Below are 17,303 nucleotides of genomic sequence, written 5' to 3'. Positions count from 1 at the left end.
TCTCCGGTACAGACCCTTCTATTGTTCCTTTCTGGGGCAGCGGCATTCATTGGCTGTGAGAAACGCCCCACATATCCAGAATTTTTGCCACTTGGGTTTTGGGATTCTTATGGGCAAGGACAAATTCCTGGTTCTTTTTTCCCATCTGCGCGAGAACCTCCCGGCCTTTTCCCTTAAGCTCTTCGATTTTTTTGGCCATGGCCTGCGGCGTTTCTTCTTCAAAATAGTCCAGATAGACGTCGTACTCGTCGGGGATTCCCCGCACCTTGAAGCAGGCCACCGGTTTGCCTAAAATCATATATTCCATGGTTTTCGACGGGAAGGAAAGAGCGGTGTGGATGCCGAATTCCGGCATGGAATTCACCAGCAGATCGGCGCTCGCCTGCAAGCGGATGGCGTCCTCGTGCTTTAAAACCCCCAGGTAGTGGACGTTGGGATTCTTCTGCGCGTTGGCCTTGACCTCCTCCCGCCCGTCCCCGTCGCCGCACAGGTACAGGTGGACGGTTTTGTCCGAAATCCGGGAGAATGCCTCGGTGAGCATCACCGAGCCGTACCGTTTGTGCAGGGTACCGGTGTACACCACGCGAAATTCATTTTCCTCTTTGGGAAAGCGGTCTCCACTGGCAGGGGCGGCTCCTTCCTTGGCAAGCTGGGTGTTGGCGATTCCTTCCACCACCACATAGGGACGGTCTCCCACCCGGAGCGGCTCTTTCATCTTGTCCGCCAGCAGCACAAAAGAATCGATGTATTTGAGGTTTTTATAAGTGGTGTCGATCATGATTTTGCGGGGCAGGCCTTTCAGCTTACCTTTGAGTCCCTGCAGATCCTTGCGCTCGTCGAGCTCGTTCATATCGGTGACCAGGCAGGTTAAGGCAAGGTCGGGCAGCCTTTTCTTGAGCTTCCCCGCCGCCCGCATAAACCCGGCATAGTGGCTGTAAAAGAGCAGATTGCGGTTCTCCTGCGCCTGCTTGTACCACCTTTTTGCAAACCGGTAGATGCGAACGCTTTTGATGTAGGTTTCCAGGCCCTTGAGGTTGAGAAAGCCCAGCAGGGTATCGGTGGGGCACTCGCCGTCGTGGGCCCATTTGCGGCTGCGGATCCAAAGCTTTCTGTACATGTTGGGATAGTAGCCGATGAACGGGCAGGTGAGCACCGTCAGGCGGCCTGGGATATTCGCGTCAAATCCTTCAATCAAGCGCCAGGACAGCACGTTCGCGGCGTTCTGGGGCATGACCTTGGAATCGGCAACAAATTCGTCGGTATCCTTGGGATAGCAGCCGGTGACAAATAAGACGTTGTTCTTCATAGATTACCACAGCACCTTCAAAAATTTCAGCCGCGGGGTCAGCTTGACGATCAGCACCGAGAAACCCGTCACCAGCGCCAGCGTCAGAAAAAGGCCCGCATAGGAGTTGCTCCACAGCGCCTGGAATGCCGCCGGAAACACCGAGGGCAGGGCGGACAGGAACAGACGCTGGCTGACAAACATCAGCAGGCTGGTATTTCGCATCAGAGTGTAAATCTTGCGGTCCTTTAACGGAACCGTCAGCAACCATTGTATCAAAAAATAGGTGAAAGGCAACAGTAGAAAGATGGTATCCATTCCGGTGGGGTTGAACTGCTGCTTGACCCAGAAGGCTTCCCCCACCACGCCGACGCCGAAAATCAGGACGCCCATCAGATAGAAGACCCCTCTTTTTCTCTTTTCCGGGACGGCGTTTCGCTGCTTTGCAACCAGCGCTCCCATAGCGATCAGCGGAAAGCCGTGAAATACCCCGTTTCGGCTGGAAATGAAAATGGCGTCATAGACCCGGTAGGCCTCCCGCAAGGCGGGAACCCCGTCCAGCGCGGGCGCATAGGAGTAGCCGAAGGCGCCGATCACGTAAAAGAGAATGGAGATCACAAAAACCCATTCGATGGACATAACCTTTTGCAGAACATACACCATGGCCACTCCCACCGCCAGAGCGGGCAAAAACCAGATGGTGGCGTAGGTGGAGAAAAGCAGGGAGGTATGCAGGTAGCTTAGCACCTCCTGTACGCTCACACCTTTGATGATCCAGCCAGCAGCCACAAAAACGAAATAGATGGCGCTCCAGACCAGGTACATGAGCAGGATGCGCTTGATATACTTGACGAAATATGCCTTGCGGTCCGCCGGCTCCGCCAGACGGGACAGCTTATCAAAAAACAAAAAGCCGCTGCAGCAGAAGAAAAAGGGGACGGCGATGATATAGATGGAAAAGCCGTAGTCGATGAGTGTGGGAAAATGGCCCTGTTCGCTGGCGAAATGCGCGGAGATAATGAGCAGCGCGCAGACGAATTTCGCCACATCCAGGGAATGGTAGACATTTCTAGTGATGGTTTGCATGGCGGCTTACCTCTGTAATGGTCTCGGTGAGTGTTCGGGCTACCTTTTCCTGGGCGTGGTTTCGTTCCCCGCACTGGAAGGCAAGGCGGCCATATTCAAGAATTTGCTCCGGGTGGGCGCATAAGGCCTGCAGCTTTTGACCGATTTCCTCTCTGCTGGAGGCGACACAGGCCGAACCTTCCCGCAAAAAATAGTCAATGGGCGCAATTTCTGCAACACCCACGGCGAAAATGCATTTCCCGCTTTTGAGATAATCGGTGATTTTCGTGGAAAAGGAAAGTCGGGCGCTCATGCATTCCTTAGGGTCCAGGCTTTCCACAAAAACAAGGATATCCGCCTGGCGCTGCACCTCCATAACCTCGCTTAAGGACAACGCACCCCGCACGGCGCAGCCGTTTTTGTTGAGCGCCCGCTCCTGCTGGGGAGTGAGCGAATCGGTGGTATAAATGTCCAGGGTCATCCGGGCTTTGTCTTTGTTGATAGCACCCAGCGCCTCGGCAATGGCTGCCAGCGACCGCCATCGGCCGATGATCAGCTTGCCGGTATAAACCATGCGGATGGGATCGGACAGCTTGTGGGGCTCGAAGTTCACCTTTGTAAAATCAATCCCCTTGGTCAGCAAAATGCTGTCTACTCCGAAAATCCGGTCGTATTCCTCTTTCTGCTTGGGCGCGATGACGAACATCTTCTCGCACCGCTCCACCACCCGCCTGACCTGCCGGCGCAGGAAAAACCGGTGCACATAGGCAAACACGTTTTTCCCGCAGGGTTTATAGGTATAGTTATCGTCGGCTAAATAACAGACGGCGGGCTTTCCCGTTGTTTTCAAAAGATGGTTTTGCAGCCGGCCCATGTAAACAGTAGGATAAATGGGCAAAAACAGCACGTCCGGCGAAAAGTCCTTCACAAACGCGTCCAGCTGCGGGGTTTTCCATGTTCCGAACTTCCATACCAGCTCCCGGCAGCAGCTGAGAAACCAGGACTGCTTTTTGCGGGCTTTTCCGTACAGACGCTGTTCAGCAGCCTGCTCTTTTTTCGCCTGTTCGTCTACCGCCCCGGTCTCGTTTTCCACCTGTTTCCCGGTGACGGTACTCCTGCGCAGAAGGCTGCGCACCACCGCGCTTTCCGAAATCTGAAAAAAACGGCGGCAGACGGCCGTTTTGGGCAGGGCCGAGCGGGTATACACCTGGGCGAGACGGTCCGGGTCCCAGACCTTGAACAGTTCGATGAGCGTACTGATTCCCGTATTGTCCCTCCAGGCGTTGGTGGAGGCAACCAGTACCTTTGGCAATGGGTTTGTCATGTTTTTTCTATCCTCTCACGCGGTCGGCAAGCTTCAAAAACCACAGCAGGCCCCCGAAGCCGGCCAAACGATAGATTTTCGCAAACTTCCCGGCGCGGGCATTTTCGTTATACTGAAATAAAAAGGCCAACGCTTTGATTTTTTCCCGGTATTCCTTCCGGTTCTCCCCCTGGTATCGTACAAATGCCACCAGCAGGTTGCAATAGAGCTTGGTCATGGACTGGAGCATGACCCGCTGGCGTTCTCCCGTCAGCTCCTTTTGAAACCTGCCCGACCAGGTTTGCAGCACCCGGATAAAATCCCCGATGGTCTTTTCCTTCACTACCGCCGTCACCGAGCCCGGACGCTGGCGGTAGGCAATATAGGACTGGTCCAGCAGAGCGATGCGCGTCCCTTTGGATAGGACCTGGTAATACCAGTCCATGTCCTCGCAGGAAAGGGTTTCGTCAAAATAAAACCGGTGTTCCTGCAAAAGGCTGCGCTTGACGCTTTTGCTCCAGGCGGAGCAGAAAAAAGCGTCCCGTTTGACCAGCTCGAGGATGGTGTCCTCCTGCTTTTGAAAGTCCGGGATGCCGGCAAAGGAAAACGCGCAGTCCAGAAGACCCTTGTCCTCAAAATATTTCTGGTATTTATACAAAATCAGATCCGGGGCTTTCTCCGCCTTTTCATGAAGGTCGGTGAAAAACCGAGGTGTGGTGATAAAATCGTCGCTGTCGAGAAAGACCACATAGTCCCCCTTTGCCGCACGAAGCCCCAGGTTTCGGGCGGTGGACTGGCCCCCGTTTTCCTTGTGCAGCACGTTTACGCGCCGGTCCCCCATAGCATACCGGTCGCAGAGGGCGCCGCTCTGGTCGGTGGAACCGTCGTCTACCAGGATCACCTCAAAATCCGCGAATTCCTGTTGGAGCACGCTGTCCACACAGGCGGGAAGATAGCCCTGGGCGTTATAGACCGGAATGATCACACTGAAAAACATCGGTCACTTCTCCTTGTTGATGAGATAGGCGGGTTCTTCCCCACGCCCGGCCAGGGTCAGGTTCTTGAGAATGTGATCGTTTCTCCTCTGCTGGGACTCCCGGGAGATGGCGGCCACTCCCGGCAGGACGATGGTGTTCTTTAACCGGCGGAACCGATTGGTAACCGGGTTTGGAAACACCTCGAACATGTCGAGCACCGCGCCGCCCAGCCGTCCGCTTTTCAGGGCCGCATACAGGTCCTCCTGCCGGATCACCGCCTTGCGCCCCACGTTGACGAAAACCGCCTGCGGCCCAAGGCAGCTTAGAAACGCTTCGTCAATCATGCCTCTCGTTTCCTCGTTGTCCGGCAGGGTGGATATGACGAAATCCGCCTGGGGCAAGGCCTTCTTCAGAGAGGAAAGGTCTCGGAACAGGTTCTCGTATTCCGGCTTTTCGGAGCAATAGGGGTCATATCCCCAGATGGTCATTCCAAAGCCCAAAAGCCGCTTTGCCACCTCGGTGCCGATGCTGCCCGCGCCCAAAATCACCGCCGTTTTGCCCGCAAGCTCGGTAAGATACCGGTAGCCCCGGGTCAGGCGCAGCCGGTGGGAATTGGGGTTTTTGCGGTATCGCTTTGCCATCTGAAGCATGCCGTACACCACCGTTTCCGCAATGGGCGCGCTGTATACAGTGCCGGCGTTGGCCACCAGGACCTTTTTGGCCGCGTATTCCTCCAGCGGCACCCCGTCGAACCCGGCGCTGGTCAGCTGCACGAATTTCAGCGCCGGCAGCTCCATGGACGCCGCGTCGATGGCCATGGCCCGGCTGCCCACGATGGCCTCCACCCGGGCCTTTTGACCGTAGGACGCCAGTTCCTTGCGGGTGATCTTCTCTATGGTAAGCTCCGGCCCCGCTCCCGGCAGATCAATCTCACTTAAAACGAACATGCTTTTCACCCGTTCACAATTTTATTGACGCAGTTGCGCACGAAAATCCGGTTTTCCTCAAACTGCTCCGGCGTCCAGGATGCAATTTCCCGTTCTCGGCTGCGGATCTTTTCGATCTCCGTTTTCAGGTCGAGAGGATCATGGGCGCCGCCGGTTTCGTTGCGGAAGGTCCGCGACAAGATGGCGCTGGTGGAGCCGATGCGGTAATGCTCGCCTAAGATATAGTCGGCAGGAAGCATGCCTTCCCCGATCTTCGCGATACCGCCGAAGCCGAAGGGAATGTTCCTAGCCTTTGCTTTCTTTGCCATATATTCCACAATCCCGCCGCTCAAGGTCTCAAACATGAACTTGAGGCCCAGGCTGATGTGTAAGTCATTGAGGCCTATGTAAATTTCATCCACCCCCCCCATTTCCAGGAAATCATCCATGCGCACAAGTGCCTGGGAGGTTTCCAGCAGCAGGCAAACTTTGGCCCGGCCACCCACCATTTCGACAAACCGCTGGGCGTCGTCCGCGTCAATGACCATAGGGAGCATGACAATGTCCGCCCCATCGGCAATCACCCGGTCCACTTCCGCTTTCAAGCTGGGATTGATGGGGTTGACCCGCACCAGCAGGTCGGACCGGTCAAGAACCCGGCGCAGCTTCGCCACGTCGTCCACCGAGTTGTGGGAAATGACCGTGTTGCGCCCCATCTGCCGCTCAATCTTATTGATGTATTCCAAATCGAGAAAAATCCGGTCTACCCCGGCGTCCTGCGCCTGTGCGGCGAACGCGGGGTCCGCCGTCAGCAGCATCAATTTCATCATGTCGTTTCCTCCAGCAATCTTTCGTATTCCCTGCACTGTTCTTCGATCATCCGCCTGCGGTCGAAATAAGTTTCCACCCGAAGCCGGGCCTGTGTTCCATAACGTTCGCGCAGACGGGGATCCTTTAAGAAGGCCGTCATCTGGTTTTGTAAGCTTTCGCTGTCTCTGGGTTTTGCCAGCAAGCAGGAAATTCCTTCCTCCATTACCTCCGACGCGCCGGGAATGTCGGTGGTGACAATGGCGCATTCCATGGCAGCCGCCTCCTGCAGCACCATGCCGAAGCCTTCCCGGTAGGAGGGATGCACATATACGTCCATGGCCGCGTAATACTCGCGCAGGTCATGCTTGTCCACCCGGCCGGTAAACACCACGTCCGGGCAGCTTTTCGCCCAGTCGAGCAGCTCCTGATCCATGCTCTCGTCCGCCTCAAAGGTTCCTACCATCAGCAGCTTTGTGGTGGGGTCGAGCCCGTGAATGGAGCGAAACGCACGCAAAAGTTCTTCGCTCCCCTTATCCCTGGAGATGCGGCCTACAAAGCCGAACACCACGCCGTCTCCCAGCCGGCAGGCACTGCGGATTTTCGTCCGCCATTCCTTTTTCGGAGCAAGAATATACTCCTCCAAATCCACGCCGATGGTTCCGCCTTGACCGAGCACCACCGCCTTATCCTCCGGGTAGAGGCCTTCCTCCACTGCAAACTGCTTGTTTAAGAAGCTGACCGCCCGGATATGGGTGGAATTGCGGCAGACAGTCTTTTCCAGGCTTTTGAAGACCCGGCGGCCAAATCCCTCAAAACCCACATACCGGATGCCCCACTGGCAGTAAAGCCGTACCGGGACCTTTTTTCGCTTGGCCGCGATGGAAGCGTACAAAGAGGCGTTGGGCGTGGCGTACTGAACCAGGTCGAACCGTTCCCTGCCAAAGAGCTTTTTCATCTGGGAAACCGCCGCCAGACCCGACAGGCTCACGCCCCGTTCCATTTTGATGGGAAAAAACCGGATGTAGGACGGAAGGGACGTCGCAAACCGCTCGTTGTGGCTGCAGACAAAGGTAATCTCCCAGTCCGGATGGGTTTCGTGCAGCGCCTTGACACCGTCGAGTACAAAGGATTCCAGCGTCATGGACACAGTGGTAATGATGCAGAGTTTTTTCATGGACACGCTCCTAAATGGGATCGAAATCTGGAGAAAAGCCGCGTTTCTTTTCTCCGGGGTGCACAATTGGTTTTTTCTTAAGCGAAAAGGCCCTTGACGATCCCGATGATTCTTTCCATGTCCTCTTCAGTGTTCTTCACGTCGGAGGGCAGGCAGACGCCCCGTTCAAAAATCCGTTCGCTCACCGGGACCCCGTCGGCCACCTGAATAAAGTCGTGCGTTGCAAACACCGGCTGCATATGCATCGGCTTCCAGATGGGACGGGATTCGATGTTCTCCTGTTCCAGCGCCACCATCACATCTAAGGGAGTCACCTTAGAGGCGGGGTCGATGGTCATGCAGGAGAGCCAGAAGTTGGGCGCGGAACCGGGCAGGTAGGGGTTCATACGGATTTCCGGGATGGAGGCGAATTCCTTCTGATACGTCTCGTAAATGGCTTTTTTCTTCTGGATGTGCAGGTCGAGCGCCTTGAGCTGCCCCCGGCCAATGCCCGCGACAATGTTGGACATGCGGTAATTATAGCCGATCTCGCTGTGCTGGTAATGGCGGGCCGGGTCTCTCGACTGGGTGGCCCAGAACCGGGCCTTTTCGATGGCCGCTGCGTCGTCGGACACCAGCATCCCTCCGCCGGAGGTGGTGATGATTTTATTGCCGTTAAACGAAAAAACACCGAACGTTCCAAAGGTTCCGGTCTGCTTGCCGTGGTAAACGGCACCCAGACTCTCCGCCGCGTCTTCAATCAAGGGGACCTGATGGGCGCTGCAAATGTCTTTGATTGCATCCAGCTTGGCAGGGGTCCCGTACAGGTTGACCAGCACGACCGCCTTGGGGTTCGGGTATTTTTCAAACGCTTTTTCTAGGGCCCGCGGGTCCATATTCCAGCTTTCTTCCTCACTGTCGAGAAAGACCTGCACGCCCTTTTCGTAGGAAACCGGATTTACCGTGGCGGCAAAGGTCAAATCCGAGCAAAAGACCACGTCCCCGTCGGTGACGCCCGCCAGTTTCATGGCCAGGTGGAGCGCAGCGGTCCCCGCGCTCAGCGCAGCCGCGTGGCCCACCCCCACATAAGACGCCAGTTCCTTTTCGAATTCGTTTACATTGGTACCCAGCGGTGCCACCCAATTGGTGTCAAACGCCTCTTTGATATAACGCTGTTCCTCTCCGTGCATAGTGGGAGAAGATAAATAAATTCGCTTGCTCATACCATTCCTCTTATCTATACCGGTTTCCAACGGTTTTTTTGACTATATTCTTTTTTATTATAGATTTTTCTGCTGAATAAGTCAACGCTAACTCGGCCTTTTCTTCCTGGTATTGCCAAAACTCCCTTCCTTTTTTCTTTTTTCACCAGCGTCCGCTCTTTCGCAGGGCTTTCGCCTGTCCTACATAACCGGACCGGGCAGCGCATAGGCATGTCCCAGAGACTGCTGTCTCCGTACTTAAGCGAAGGGAGGGGGATGACATGCGCGTGGCCGCATACTGCCGGGTTTCCACCGATAAGGAGGACCAGCTCAACAGCCTGCAGGCGCAGAAGGCGTTTTTTGAAGAATTCGCCCGCAAAAACGGGCATACCCTAGTGGACATCTATGCGGACGAAGGAATTTCCGGTACGAAAACCAAAAACCGGCGGGCGTTTCTGCGTTTGCTGCAGGACGCGAAGACGGGAGCCTTCGACCTGGTGGCGGTCAAGGACATCAGCCGCTTCGCCCGCAACACGGTGGATCTGCTGCAAAGCACGCGGGCCCTCAAAGCCATGGGGATCGACACGTTTTTCCTGACTTCCAGCCAGACGGTACTGGGCAACTCCGAGTTTGTTCTGACGGTGTTCGGGGCGCTGGCCCAGGAGGAAAGTGCGAACACCTCCAAGCGTGTCAAGTTCGGTAAGCGGCTCAACGCGGAGAAAGGACGGGTACCGAACCTGGTTTACGGCTACGACAAGAAAAACGGGGAGTATTTTGATCTGGCAGTCAACCCGGCCGAGGCCGCGGTGGTACGGCGCATTTTTTCTCTGTACACCCAGGAAGGGTACGGCGCGGGAAGAATTGCGGCTTTGCTCAACGCCCAGGGGGCCCGCACCAAGCGGGGCTGCGCCTTCAGCCAAACGGCCGTGTCCCGGATTCTGAAAAACCCCTTATACACCGGGCGGGTGCTAAACGGCAAGGAGGAGGTGGCCGATTTTCTCACCGGCCAGCGGCGGGGCCGGGACCCGGCCGAGTGGTTGGTGGCCGATCGTCCGAAGCTTCGCATTGTGGAGGACGAGGTCTTTCTCCTGGCCCAGAAGGCGGCGGCCGGGCGGCGGGCGAGGCAGCTGGAGGCGGGGCGGCGGCAAAACAGCGCCCATCCCTTGAGCACACTGCTCACCTGCGGGGTGTGCGGCCGGTCCTTCCGGCGCTTAAGCCGCACCTATCAGAACACCTATGTACGCTGGGTCTGCGCCAAACGAAACGGCGACGGGGCAAAAAGCTGCCCGAACACCGCCGCAGTGGACGAAGGAGCGCTTTTGCAGGGGATTGCGGGCTACCTTCTTTCCTTTCTGCAAGCCGTCCCGGGCACGGCAGAACGCATCCGGCAGGAGTATCTCCGGCTTTGTGCAAGCGGTTCGGGAGGGATGGACCGGGAAGCGGAGCAAAGGGAAGCAACGCGGCTCGCGCGCAGCCGGGAAAAACTCCTTACCTTATACGAAAACGACTTAATTGAAATGGAAGAGCTCAGAGACAAGCTCGCCCGGGTCCAGGAGGAGCTTGCCAAAGTGAACCAGCGCTTGGCAGCATGTCCCCAAGGAGAGGAAACCCCTCCCCTTTCCGCCTTTGCGCCCGCCCTGCTCCTTCGGGGGGAAACCCTGACCAACGCCCTGCTTAGAGAAACGGTGGACGCCATTATAGTGGAGGCGGACGGGCAGGTGACGGTGCATCTTTCTTCTTTTGCAGACCAAACCGTTCCCAATCCACACAACCATACATACAGAAGTGATAAATTAGAACGGTTGATATGGGCGATACAGTAAGCGCCCATACAGGCAAGTAGGCGGCATAGATCAGCACCGGGGACGGGCTGGCCTATGCCGCCTGATTGCGTTTTGGAGTGAAGGGGGGGTGCAGCCGCGATTTTGCGGGTCGCACCGGCTTCCCTCCAAAACAGGGGTTTCCAAATGCTAACGCCACATAAGGCAGTAATTTAAAACAACATTGAAATATACTTTACGGGCAATAGCAAAGGCAAGAGACAGCGTAGAAGGCAAAAATGCTTTTTACGCTGTCTTTCTTTATGTTCAAAAATAAAATCGCACATTCGTCAAGCAAAAACTTCCTTGCTACAATGTAGGCGAGGGAGGTAAGCAGATATGCGAAATCAAAAATATTACATAGCGATTGATGAAAGTGAACGGAGAATTATTCTAAATGCTCTTAATGCGCTGCGGAACAAATTACTTGCACAAGACAGATATACGGACGCAGTAGATGATGTTCTAATCAAAGTAGTCAACGCACCTATTAAGAAATTCAAGATAAAGATGGCGGAGGTTTAAGGTTATGGAAAAAACAATATTTGAGCAGATGGGCGGCACATATACTCAGCAAGGCGATTGCTATTTGCCAAATCTCGTCTTACCCACCGAAAAAGAAACAAGACCTATTGGAGTATGGGGGCAACGGCATTTACGGTATCTGAAAGAATGCCATAGGATTACATACGCTAATCTTCTCACAAGCGGCAAACTGAATAGCTATCTTGTTGATATTGATGAGCGGGCAGAGAATATGTTTCTTCGGTTGGTAAAGCAGATGGCAGAGCACGAGGGTGTGACCGAGCGGCTAAAGGCGGAAAATCAAATGGAGTGGGTTGGACAGATAAATAACATTCGAATTTGTGCAACAGAAATTGTCAACCAAGTGATTATTTTTGGACAAATGACCGCACTAAAATAGCGGTCTAATTCTGCTGGCGTCTGCTTCATACAACTTTTTATCCACCATAAAACCATTTCTACAAAGTTACCGGAAACATGATTGATAAGAAAATCCAGCCGTATGTCTTTATTGTGTTTCCGATTTTGTTTGACAAAGTCACGGATTATATAAAGTAAAAAAACTGTGAATTCTTAAGGGATTAACTTGACTTTTTCTCCTCATGATTTTATACTAAAAAAGATTAGAATTGGTATTTTTATTTCCTAATAGAGCCATATTATATTGCACTTTTTATTGGGAACGACAAGATCACGTTATATTTATGGATGTTTGTCTTCTTGATTAGCAAGGCTCCGGACAAATTACCGGAATCATTTTTTTACAATATGAAGGGAATTATGGTGAAAGCGATATGGACAGCCAAACTCCAGACATAAAAGAAAAAATACTTTTCACAAGTCCAGCGGAAGCCTGTCACCTGATGGGTTCCAATATGCGGGGCCTCTCGCAAGAGGAAGCGGACAAGCGCTTAGAACAATACGGAAAAAATGAATTAGCGCAAAAGAAGCAGACCAGCATGCTGAAAAAGTTTTTGGCAAACTTTACTAGCTTGATGGCATTGCTTTTGTGGGCCGGCGGCGTTATGGCAATACTTTCCGGCGCATTAGAGTTGGGGATTGCCATTTTCTGCGTCAATCTGATCAATGGCCTTTTCTCCTTTTTTCAGGAATTTAAGGCGGAAAAGGCGACCAACGCCCTGCAAAAGATGCTGCCCGCTTACGCTCGAGTAATCCGGGATGGCGAAGAGAAAAAAATACTGGCAACAGAAATTGTCCCCGGAGACATTATGGTTCTGGAAGAAGGCGACCGCATCAGCGCCGACGCCCGAATTCTTCAAAGCAATGATTTCCGTGCCGACCAGTCAACGCTTACCGGAGAGAGCAATCCTATCCGTAAAAGCAGCGATGCTTTACAACAGGAATGCAGTTATTTGGAAGCGGAAAACATGGTGTTTTCCGGCACGTCAGCGGCGGCGGGTACCTGCCGTGTGCTGGTTGTATCAACCGGTATGGACAGTGAATTTGGGAAAATTGCAAACCTGACGCAAAATACAGAAAAAAGCCTTTCGCCTTTGCAAAAGGAACTAAATGTCCTGACTAAACAAATCGCCTTGATTGCTTTCAGTATTGGCCTTATCTTTTTCCTGATTGCGGTATTTTTAGTAAAAGACCCGTGGATGGAATCATTTCTTTTTGCGCTGGGAATGATCGTGGCATTTATCCCGGAAGGGCTGTTGCCGGCGGTAACGCTATCTTTGGCTTTAGCGGTACAGAAAATGGCTAAAGAGCACGCACTGGTCAAGAAATTGTCTTCTGTAGAAACATTGGGATGTACCAATGTCATCTGTTCGGATAAAACCGGTACCCTTACGCAGAATGAAATGACGGTCAATCACCTGTGGAACCTGCGTGCAGAAATGACGGTAAGCGGAGAGGGATATGCCCCGCAAGGGGAAATTCGGGATGGCGATATTGTAGTAACGGCGCAAAACAGCAACGCATTAAGGCTTTTGCTCAGTGGCGCTGCGTTGTGTTCTAACGCCAAATTGCTTCCCCCGGAGGAGGGAAAAGAACGCTACACGGTGCTGGGCGACCCGACGGAGGCGTGTCTTGGCGTTGTTGCCCAAAAAGGCGGCATTGACCTGGATACACTGAATCAGACGTTTCCGCGTGTCATGGAGCTGCCTTTTGATTCCCGCAGAAAGCGCATGACAACTATCCATCAGCTCAGAGAACCTTTTGAAGGAAGCAATCGAATCGCATTTGTAAAAGGTGCTCCCAAAGAGGTTATGGAACTGTGCCAACGCTGTTATGATGGTTCTTCTTCCCGCCCGATGAAGGAGGAAGACCGGCAGCGCATCATGCAGGCAAATGATACTTACGCCCGGGATGGTTTGCGTGTCCTGGCAGTGGCCTATCGTCCGTTACGCAGAGACGATGAAACGCTTCCTGAATCGATTCGTGAATATACTCCTGAAAATGTAGAAGAGAATTTAACCTTTCTTGGGCTTGTGGCGATGCAAGATCCGCCACGCAGTGAGGTAAAAGAAGCGGTTCGCCTGTGCCGCAGTGCGGGTATCAAAATCATTATGATTACCGGTGACTATGGATTGACTGCCGAGAGTATAGCCCGCAAAATTGGCATCATCCAGAGCCCTGATGCCAGGGTAATATCGGGCGTGGAACTGGCCGAGATGGATGATACTGTGCTGAAGGAAGTGCTAAAAGGCGAGGTTGTTTTTGCCCGCATGGCGCCCGAACAAAAATACCGCATTGTCTGCGCTTTGCAGGAGATGGGCAACATTGTCGCAGTAACAGGCGACGGCGTGAACGACTCTCCCGCTCTGAAAAAGGCGGATATCGGTATTGCCATGGGAATTACCGGAACGGATGTCGCCAAGGAAGCTGCCGATATGATTCTGAGCGATGACAACTTTGCTACGATTGTCCGGGCGATTGAAGAAGGCAGAACGGTTTACAATAACATCCGGAAATTTCTTCGATATATTTTCGACAGCAATACGCCGGAAGCCGCAGCACCCACTTTATATCTGCTTTCCGGCGGTATGATTCCCGTGCCGCTAACTGTACTTCAAATTCTGACCATTGATATTGGTACGGATATGGTGCCTGCGCTTGGCTTGGGCGCTGAGCATGCAGAAGCAAGTGTGATGCAGCAACCGCCGCGCTCCACCAAAGAGCGGTTGCTCAATAAGAATGTTGTTTTAGTCGGATTCATCTGGTATGGACTGCTTGGCACACTCTTTTCTGTGGGTGGTTATTTCCTTGCCAACTTCCTGAACGGCTGGCCGGGTATACCACTGGCTGCGGAGGGGACGCACGGTTATGCCGAGGCCACAACGATGATGCTGGCCGGTGTGGTCTTCGCACAGATGGGAATGGCCATGAACAACCGAACGGATTATGAATCGGTCTTTAAAAGAAAGCTGTTCAGTAATCATTATATCAATGCCGGCTTAGTGATAGAGGTAGTGATTCTGCTTGCGCTGATGTATATTCCGTTCTTGAGCGGAATTTTCAATACGGCGCCGATTTCCTGGATTGAGTGGCTTTACTTAATTTGTATCCCATTTATTGTGTTTGGCATTGAGGAAGCAAGAAAGAAATTACTGCGTGTACGCCGAGCGAAAAGGAGTTGAAAGCAATGAAAGCATTAGTTATAGGATGTGGAAAATTTGGTGTCCGGGTGTCGGAATATTTGGCACGAAAAAACCATGATGTCATCGTCATAGATAATAGCCCGGAAACATTCCTGGCTTTGAGCGAGGAATTTACAGGACGAACAATCTGCGGAGTCGGATATGACAAAGACGTGTTGGAACAGGCGGGAATTGCTTCGGCGGATGTAGTGATTGGCTGTACCAGCAGCGATTCGCTGAATGCAGTGGTTGCTAACATTGCGAAAAATGTATTTCATGTTCCCACAGTTATCGCTCGTATGTATGACCCTATACGGGCGAGAATGTTTGAATCCATGGGGATATATACAGTATCCATTACCCGCCTTGGACTGGATAATGTCATGGAATACCTTGAAGGAAACAGAAGCTGGCGTGTCATTCGCAAATTGGGAAACGATGTCCAGCTTGTAAAGGTACGAATTCCTGCCAGCTTGGAGGGGAAAAAGTATTCCGAGTTTGATGTGGCAGGAAAGATAAGTCTGATTGCTGTAGAACGTCATGGACGATCCTTTGTGCCGGAAAGAGATATGTGTTGCGAATATAACGATATCTTGTATTTGTCGGTTTGTTCAGATTGCATGGAGCGGGCCAGGGATATGTTGCAATTATAAAGTGGAAAGGAGCGGTGTACGATGAATGTGATTATTGTTGGCGGCGGCCAAGTCGGAGGATATATCGCTGGATTGCTAATAGAAAACGGAAACAATGCTATCGTCATTGAAAATAAAGAAAAGGCCCTTCAGGCATTAAAGAAAAACGGCCTAAAAAAAGAAAATGTCCTGACAGGCGATGGAACGGACGCTCTGTTGCTGGAAAAAGCCGGAGTGCGCAGATGTAACGCCTTGGTTTGTACTACGGGCAATGATGAAACTAATTTGGCCGTGGCAATGATGGCAAAATTTGAATACGATGTGCCAAAGGTAATTGCGAGAGTTAATAATCCCAAAAACGCATGGCTTTTTAATGCAGGTATGGGTGTGGATGTAAAGATCAATCAGGCCGACATGATCGGTCATATGATTGCAGATGAAATGAACTATCAGTCCATTATGACCTTGATGCGGCTGTCCAAAGGCGACTACTCGATTGTCCGTATCCATGTCGACTATCATTCTCCGAATGTCAATAAAACCATCGCTGAGATCAAACTTCCTTCGCACGCCCTCTTGATTGCTATTTATGAAGATGATGCGATGCTTATTCCCCATGGTGAAACCGTTATTCGTGCCGGCCAGTATATTCTGGCTTTTGCAGACGAGGCGGCCGTGGAGGAACTGAACCGGATATTTGGTGCGAAAAAGTAGAAAACATCATTTTATCGGAGGGATATTTTCTGCGATCTTCTTTCTTAGTCGCAATAAATTAGATTATGAAGGAACGAATATAGCCGCATTGATGCGGCTAGGGTAAAATGGAGGAAATGATCCTGTAACGCTTTCAAATGCAAAATGGAGGGGTAAGGTGTTTATACCTTATCCCTCAAAGTTTATGCTTTAGAAATGGCTTGAAATCAGGCTTTTTCAATCTCTAATTTTCGATTCTTATATGTTGTAATTAGAGGTTTTAACGACATTATAAAATGTGAATCGGTTTCTATTTCACTACGCAAGGCATAAAACAAAATAGTATCTCCGCTTTTTTGAAAAATATTCAAAAACTTATTCAGGAAGTATTGACAAACATTTGTTCTGTGGTGTATAATAAAAAAATATCAAAAGAGAGCGACAACTGAATATCTTTCTTCACAGATTTGGGATGACGGCTGTGAGCCGGATAATGCCTGCGGTATGCTAAGAGAAAATGCCGCCGCTTCTGAAACTGCTTTGGACTGTCGGCAGTAAGAAAAGCGTAAAGGACAGTTTCGACTTTGAATTTCAAAGCCGGTTACATGAATGTGAAGCCACTACCGCAAGGGATAAGTTTATCCTTTTGGCGGTAAGTCGGTACGCATTTGTGTGCCGGCTTTTTTTGTTACCCGAAAGCCGGTTACAACTGAATGACCGGCTGGATGGGATATGATTTTGCCAAGACCTCTTGTGTGAGCAGAGAGAGCGAAATAACGCTGCGGTGAGACTCCGGGGCAGGAATAGAAAAACGACATTCAGGCAGACCGGCAAAACACCCACGGGAAAGACAGCAGAGATGTCGTATGCTGTAACAAGCAGGGAAACTGTATTGACAGTTTCCCTCCCAATCGGCTTTGAGAGCCGATTTCACTTTAGGGGGCACCCCTAATACCCCTTGAAAAATCAAAGAAAGGACTGATGTTATGAACGAAGTTAAAAATAAAAATCTGTTTATCCGTGTCAGCGAAAAAGAGAAAAATATGATTGAGCATAACGCTGAAAGGTGCGGTCTCTCTGTATCAGAATATCTCAGGCAGCGAGCTTTGGGATATATGCCGAGAGCTGTTTTACCCGAAATATTCTTCTCTTTCAATGATAAATTAGATGAGCTTTGTGTGGTATGCGAAGGCAAAATCTCAGCAGACACGGAAGAAAAAATTATCTCTTTGATTGATGAGATAACCGCCGAACTTATCTTACCGCAAAAGGAAAGGATAGTGGTATGATGTGGCGACAACGGGATACTG

At 51.8% G+C, this 17,303-nt stretch carries 16 protein-coding genes; 7 read left to right on the top strand and 9 right to left on the bottom strand.

The features are described from left to right. Positions 1 to 46 precede the first annotated feature (46 nt). The 8 genes from WMO26_RS07290 to WMO26_RS07255 form a co-directional block, all read right to left on the bottom strand. A complete protein-coding gene (locus tag WMO26_RS07290) occupies positions 47 to 1,306 on the bottom strand; it encodes a glycosyltransferase family 4 protein (protein WP_349219295.1) in 1,260 nt (419 codons plus the stop codon). A gap of 3 nt (positions 1,307 to 1,309) precedes the next feature. Continuing rightward, on the bottom strand, positions 1,310 to 2,371 hold the full coding sequence (locus WMO26_RS07285) for an acyltransferase family protein (RefSeq protein WP_349219294.1): 1,062 nt from the start codon (positions 2,369 to 2,371) through the stop codon (positions 1,310 to 1,312). Next, complete coding sequence (locus WMO26_RS07280; protein ID WP_349219292.1) at positions 2,355 to 3,674, bottom strand: glycosyltransferase family protein; 1,320 nt, start codon at positions 3,672 to 3,674, stop codon at positions 2,355 to 2,357. Before WMO26_RS07280 ends, WMO26_RS07285 begins: the two co-directional genes overlap by 17 nt. Positions 3,675 to 3,681: 7 nt before the next feature. Further along, entirely contained in the window at positions 3,682 to 4,650 is a 969-nt protein-coding gene (locus WMO26_RS07275) for a glycosyltransferase family 2 protein (protein ID WP_349219291.1), read from the bottom strand. 3 nt (positions 4,651 to 4,653) lie between these two features. Beyond that, positions 4,654 to 5,577, bottom strand: coding sequence for an NAD(P)-dependent oxidoreductase (locus tag WMO26_RS07270; protein WP_349219289.1), 924 nt, complete (start codon positions 5,575 to 5,577; stop codon positions 4,654 to 4,656). A 5-nt stretch (positions 5,578 to 5,582) separates the two neighbouring features. Next, on the bottom strand, positions 5,583 to 6,386 hold the full coding sequence (locus tag WMO26_RS07265) for an aldolase/citrate lyase family protein (protein WP_349219287.1): 804 nt from the start codon (positions 6,384 to 6,386) through the stop codon (positions 5,583 to 5,585). Next, on the bottom strand, positions 6,383 to 7,540 hold the full coding sequence (locus WMO26_RS07260) for a glycosyltransferase family 4 protein (RefSeq protein WP_349219285.1): 1,158 nt from the start codon (positions 7,538 to 7,540) through the stop codon (positions 6,383 to 6,385). The genes WMO26_RS07265 and WMO26_RS07260 overlap by 4 nt, the downstream gene beginning before the upstream one ends. 77 nt (positions 7,541 to 7,617) lie before the next feature. Next, on the bottom strand, positions 7,618 to 8,742 hold the full coding sequence (locus tag WMO26_RS07255; protein WP_349219283.1) for a DegT/DnrJ/EryC1/StrS family aminotransferase: 1,125 nt from the start codon (positions 8,740 to 8,742) through the stop codon (positions 7,618 to 7,620). 260 nt (positions 8,743 to 9,002) lie between these two features. On the opposite strand from WMO26_RS07255, the gene WMO26_RS07250 reads away from it, so the two are divergent. The 3 genes from WMO26_RS07250 (at position 9,003) to WMO26_RS07240 (ending at position 11,466) form a co-directional block, all read left to right on the top strand. Further along, positions 9,003 to 10,544, top strand: a complete 1,542-nt coding sequence (locus WMO26_RS07250; RefSeq protein ID WP_349219281.1) for a recombinase family protein — start codon at positions 9,003 to 9,005, stop codon at positions 10,542 to 10,544. Between the two features lie 336 nt (positions 10,545 to 10,880). Beyond that, positions 10,881 to 11,066: a hypothetical protein gene (locus tag WMO26_RS07245; protein ID WP_342680312.1), complete on the top strand. Its 186-nt coding sequence runs from the start codon at positions 10,881 to 10,883 to the stop codon at positions 11,064 to 11,066. Between the two features lie 4 nt (positions 11,067 to 11,070). Next, entirely contained in the window at positions 11,071 to 11,466 is a 396-nt protein-coding gene (locus WMO26_RS07240; RefSeq protein ID WP_177940573.1) for a TnpV protein, read from the top strand. Here WMO26_RS07240 and WMO26_RS07235 read toward each other — a convergent pair. After that, a complete protein-coding gene (locus tag WMO26_RS07235; RefSeq protein WP_342680489.1) occupies positions 11,367 to 11,612 on the bottom strand; it encodes a TetR-like C-terminal domain-containing protein in 246 nt (81 codons plus the stop codon). The two genes, WMO26_RS07240 and WMO26_RS07235, sit on opposite strands and share 100 nt — an antisense overlap. Positions 11,613 to 11,860: 248 nt before the next feature. Between WMO26_RS07235 and WMO26_RS07230 the strand changes: the two genes are divergently transcribed. The 4 genes from WMO26_RS07230 (at position 11,861) to WMO26_RS07215 (ending at position 17,282) form a co-directional block, all read left to right on the top strand. Next, positions 11,861 to 14,668, top strand: a complete 2,808-nt coding sequence (locus WMO26_RS07230) for a cation-translocating P-type ATPase (protein WP_349219279.1) — start codon at positions 11,861 to 11,863, stop codon at positions 14,666 to 14,668. A 5-nt stretch (positions 14,669 to 14,673) separates the two neighbouring features. Continuing rightward, positions 14,674 to 15,321 (top strand): potassium channel family protein, encoded by a 648-nt coding sequence (locus WMO26_RS07225; RefSeq protein ID WP_342680310.1) that lies wholly within the window; start codon positions 14,674 to 14,676, stop codon positions 15,319 to 15,321. A gap of 21 nt (positions 15,322 to 15,342) precedes the next feature. Then, a complete protein-coding gene (locus WMO26_RS07220; protein ID WP_349219277.1) occupies positions 15,343 to 16,014 on the top strand; it encodes a potassium channel family protein in 672 nt (223 codons plus the stop codon). A gap of 965 nt (positions 16,015 to 16,979) precedes the next feature. Continuing rightward, positions 16,980 to 17,282, top strand: coding sequence for a plasmid mobilization protein (locus tag WMO26_RS07215; RefSeq protein ID WP_177940577.1), 303 nt, complete (start codon positions 16,980 to 16,982; stop codon positions 17,280 to 17,282). Positions 17,283 to 17,303 lie beyond the last annotated feature (21 nt).

It is taken from the genome of Solibaculum intestinale (assembly GCF_040096205.1).
GTDB classification, from domain to species: Bacteria; Bacillota; Clostridia; order Oscillospirales; family Acutalibacteraceae; genus Solibaculum_A; species Solibaculum_A intestinale.
The sequence above is the reverse complement of the archived record's forward strand: the minus strand, read 5'-3'. Positions and strand labels throughout refer to the sequence as shown.

What these genes read in the sequence shown, in the direction of transcription:
- WMO26_RS07290 (WP_349219295.1), bottom strand. Translation starts at nt 1,306, where the DNA reads ATGAAGAACAACGTCTTATTTGTCACCGGCTGCTATCCCAAGGATACC.
- WMO26_RS07285 (WP_349219294.1), bottom strand. Translation starts at nt 2,371, where the DNA reads ATGCAAACCATCACTAGAAATGTCTACCATTCCCTGGATGTGGCGAAA.
- WMO26_RS07280 (WP_349219292.1), bottom strand. Translation starts at nt 3,674, where the DNA reads ATGACAAACCCATTGCCAAAGGTACTGGTTGCCTCCACCAACGCCTGG.
- WMO26_RS07275 (WP_349219291.1), bottom strand. Translation starts at nt 4,650, where the DNA reads ATGTTTTTCAGTGTGATCATTCCGGTCTATAACGCCCAGGGCTATCTT.
- WMO26_RS07270 (WP_349219289.1), bottom strand. Translation starts at nt 5,577, where the DNA reads ATGTTCGTTTTAAGTGAGATTGATCTGCCGGGAGCGGGGCCGGAGCTT.
- WMO26_RS07265 (WP_349219287.1), bottom strand. Translation starts at nt 6,386, where the DNA reads ATGATGAAATTGATGCTGCTGACGGCGGACCCCGCGTTCGCCGCACAG.
- WMO26_RS07260 (WP_349219285.1), bottom strand. Translation starts at nt 7,540, where the DNA reads ATGAAAAAACTCTGCATCATTACCACTGTGTCCATGACGCTGGAATCC.
- WMO26_RS07255 (WP_349219283.1), bottom strand. Translation starts at nt 8,742, where the DNA reads ATGAGCAAGCGAATTTATTTATCTTCTCCCACTATGCACGGAGAGGAA.
- WMO26_RS07250 (WP_349219281.1), top strand. Translation starts at nt 9,003, where the DNA reads ATGCGCGTGGCCGCATACTGCCGGGTTTCCACCGATAAGGAGGACCAG.
- WMO26_RS07245 (WP_342680312.1), top strand. Translation starts at nt 10,881, where the DNA reads ATGCGAAATCAAAAATATTACATAGCGATTGATGAAAGTGAACGGAGA.
- WMO26_RS07240 (WP_177940573.1), top strand. Translation starts at nt 11,071, where the DNA reads ATGGAAAAAACAATATTTGAGCAGATGGGCGGCACATATACTCAGCAA.
- WMO26_RS07230 (WP_349219279.1), top strand. Translation starts at nt 11,861, where the DNA reads ATGGACAGCCAAACTCCAGACATAAAAGAAAAAATACTTTTCACAAGT.
- WMO26_RS07225 (WP_342680310.1), top strand. Translation starts at nt 14,674, where the DNA reads ATGAAAGCATTAGTTATAGGATGTGGAAAATTTGGTGTCCGGGTGTCG.
- WMO26_RS07220 (WP_349219277.1), top strand. Translation starts at nt 15,343, where the DNA reads ATGAATGTGATTATTGTTGGCGGCGGCCAAGTCGGAGGATATATCGCT.
- WMO26_RS07215 (WP_177940577.1), top strand. Translation starts at nt 16,980, where the DNA reads ATGAACGAAGTTAAAAATAAAAATCTGTTTATCCGTGTCAGCGAAAAA.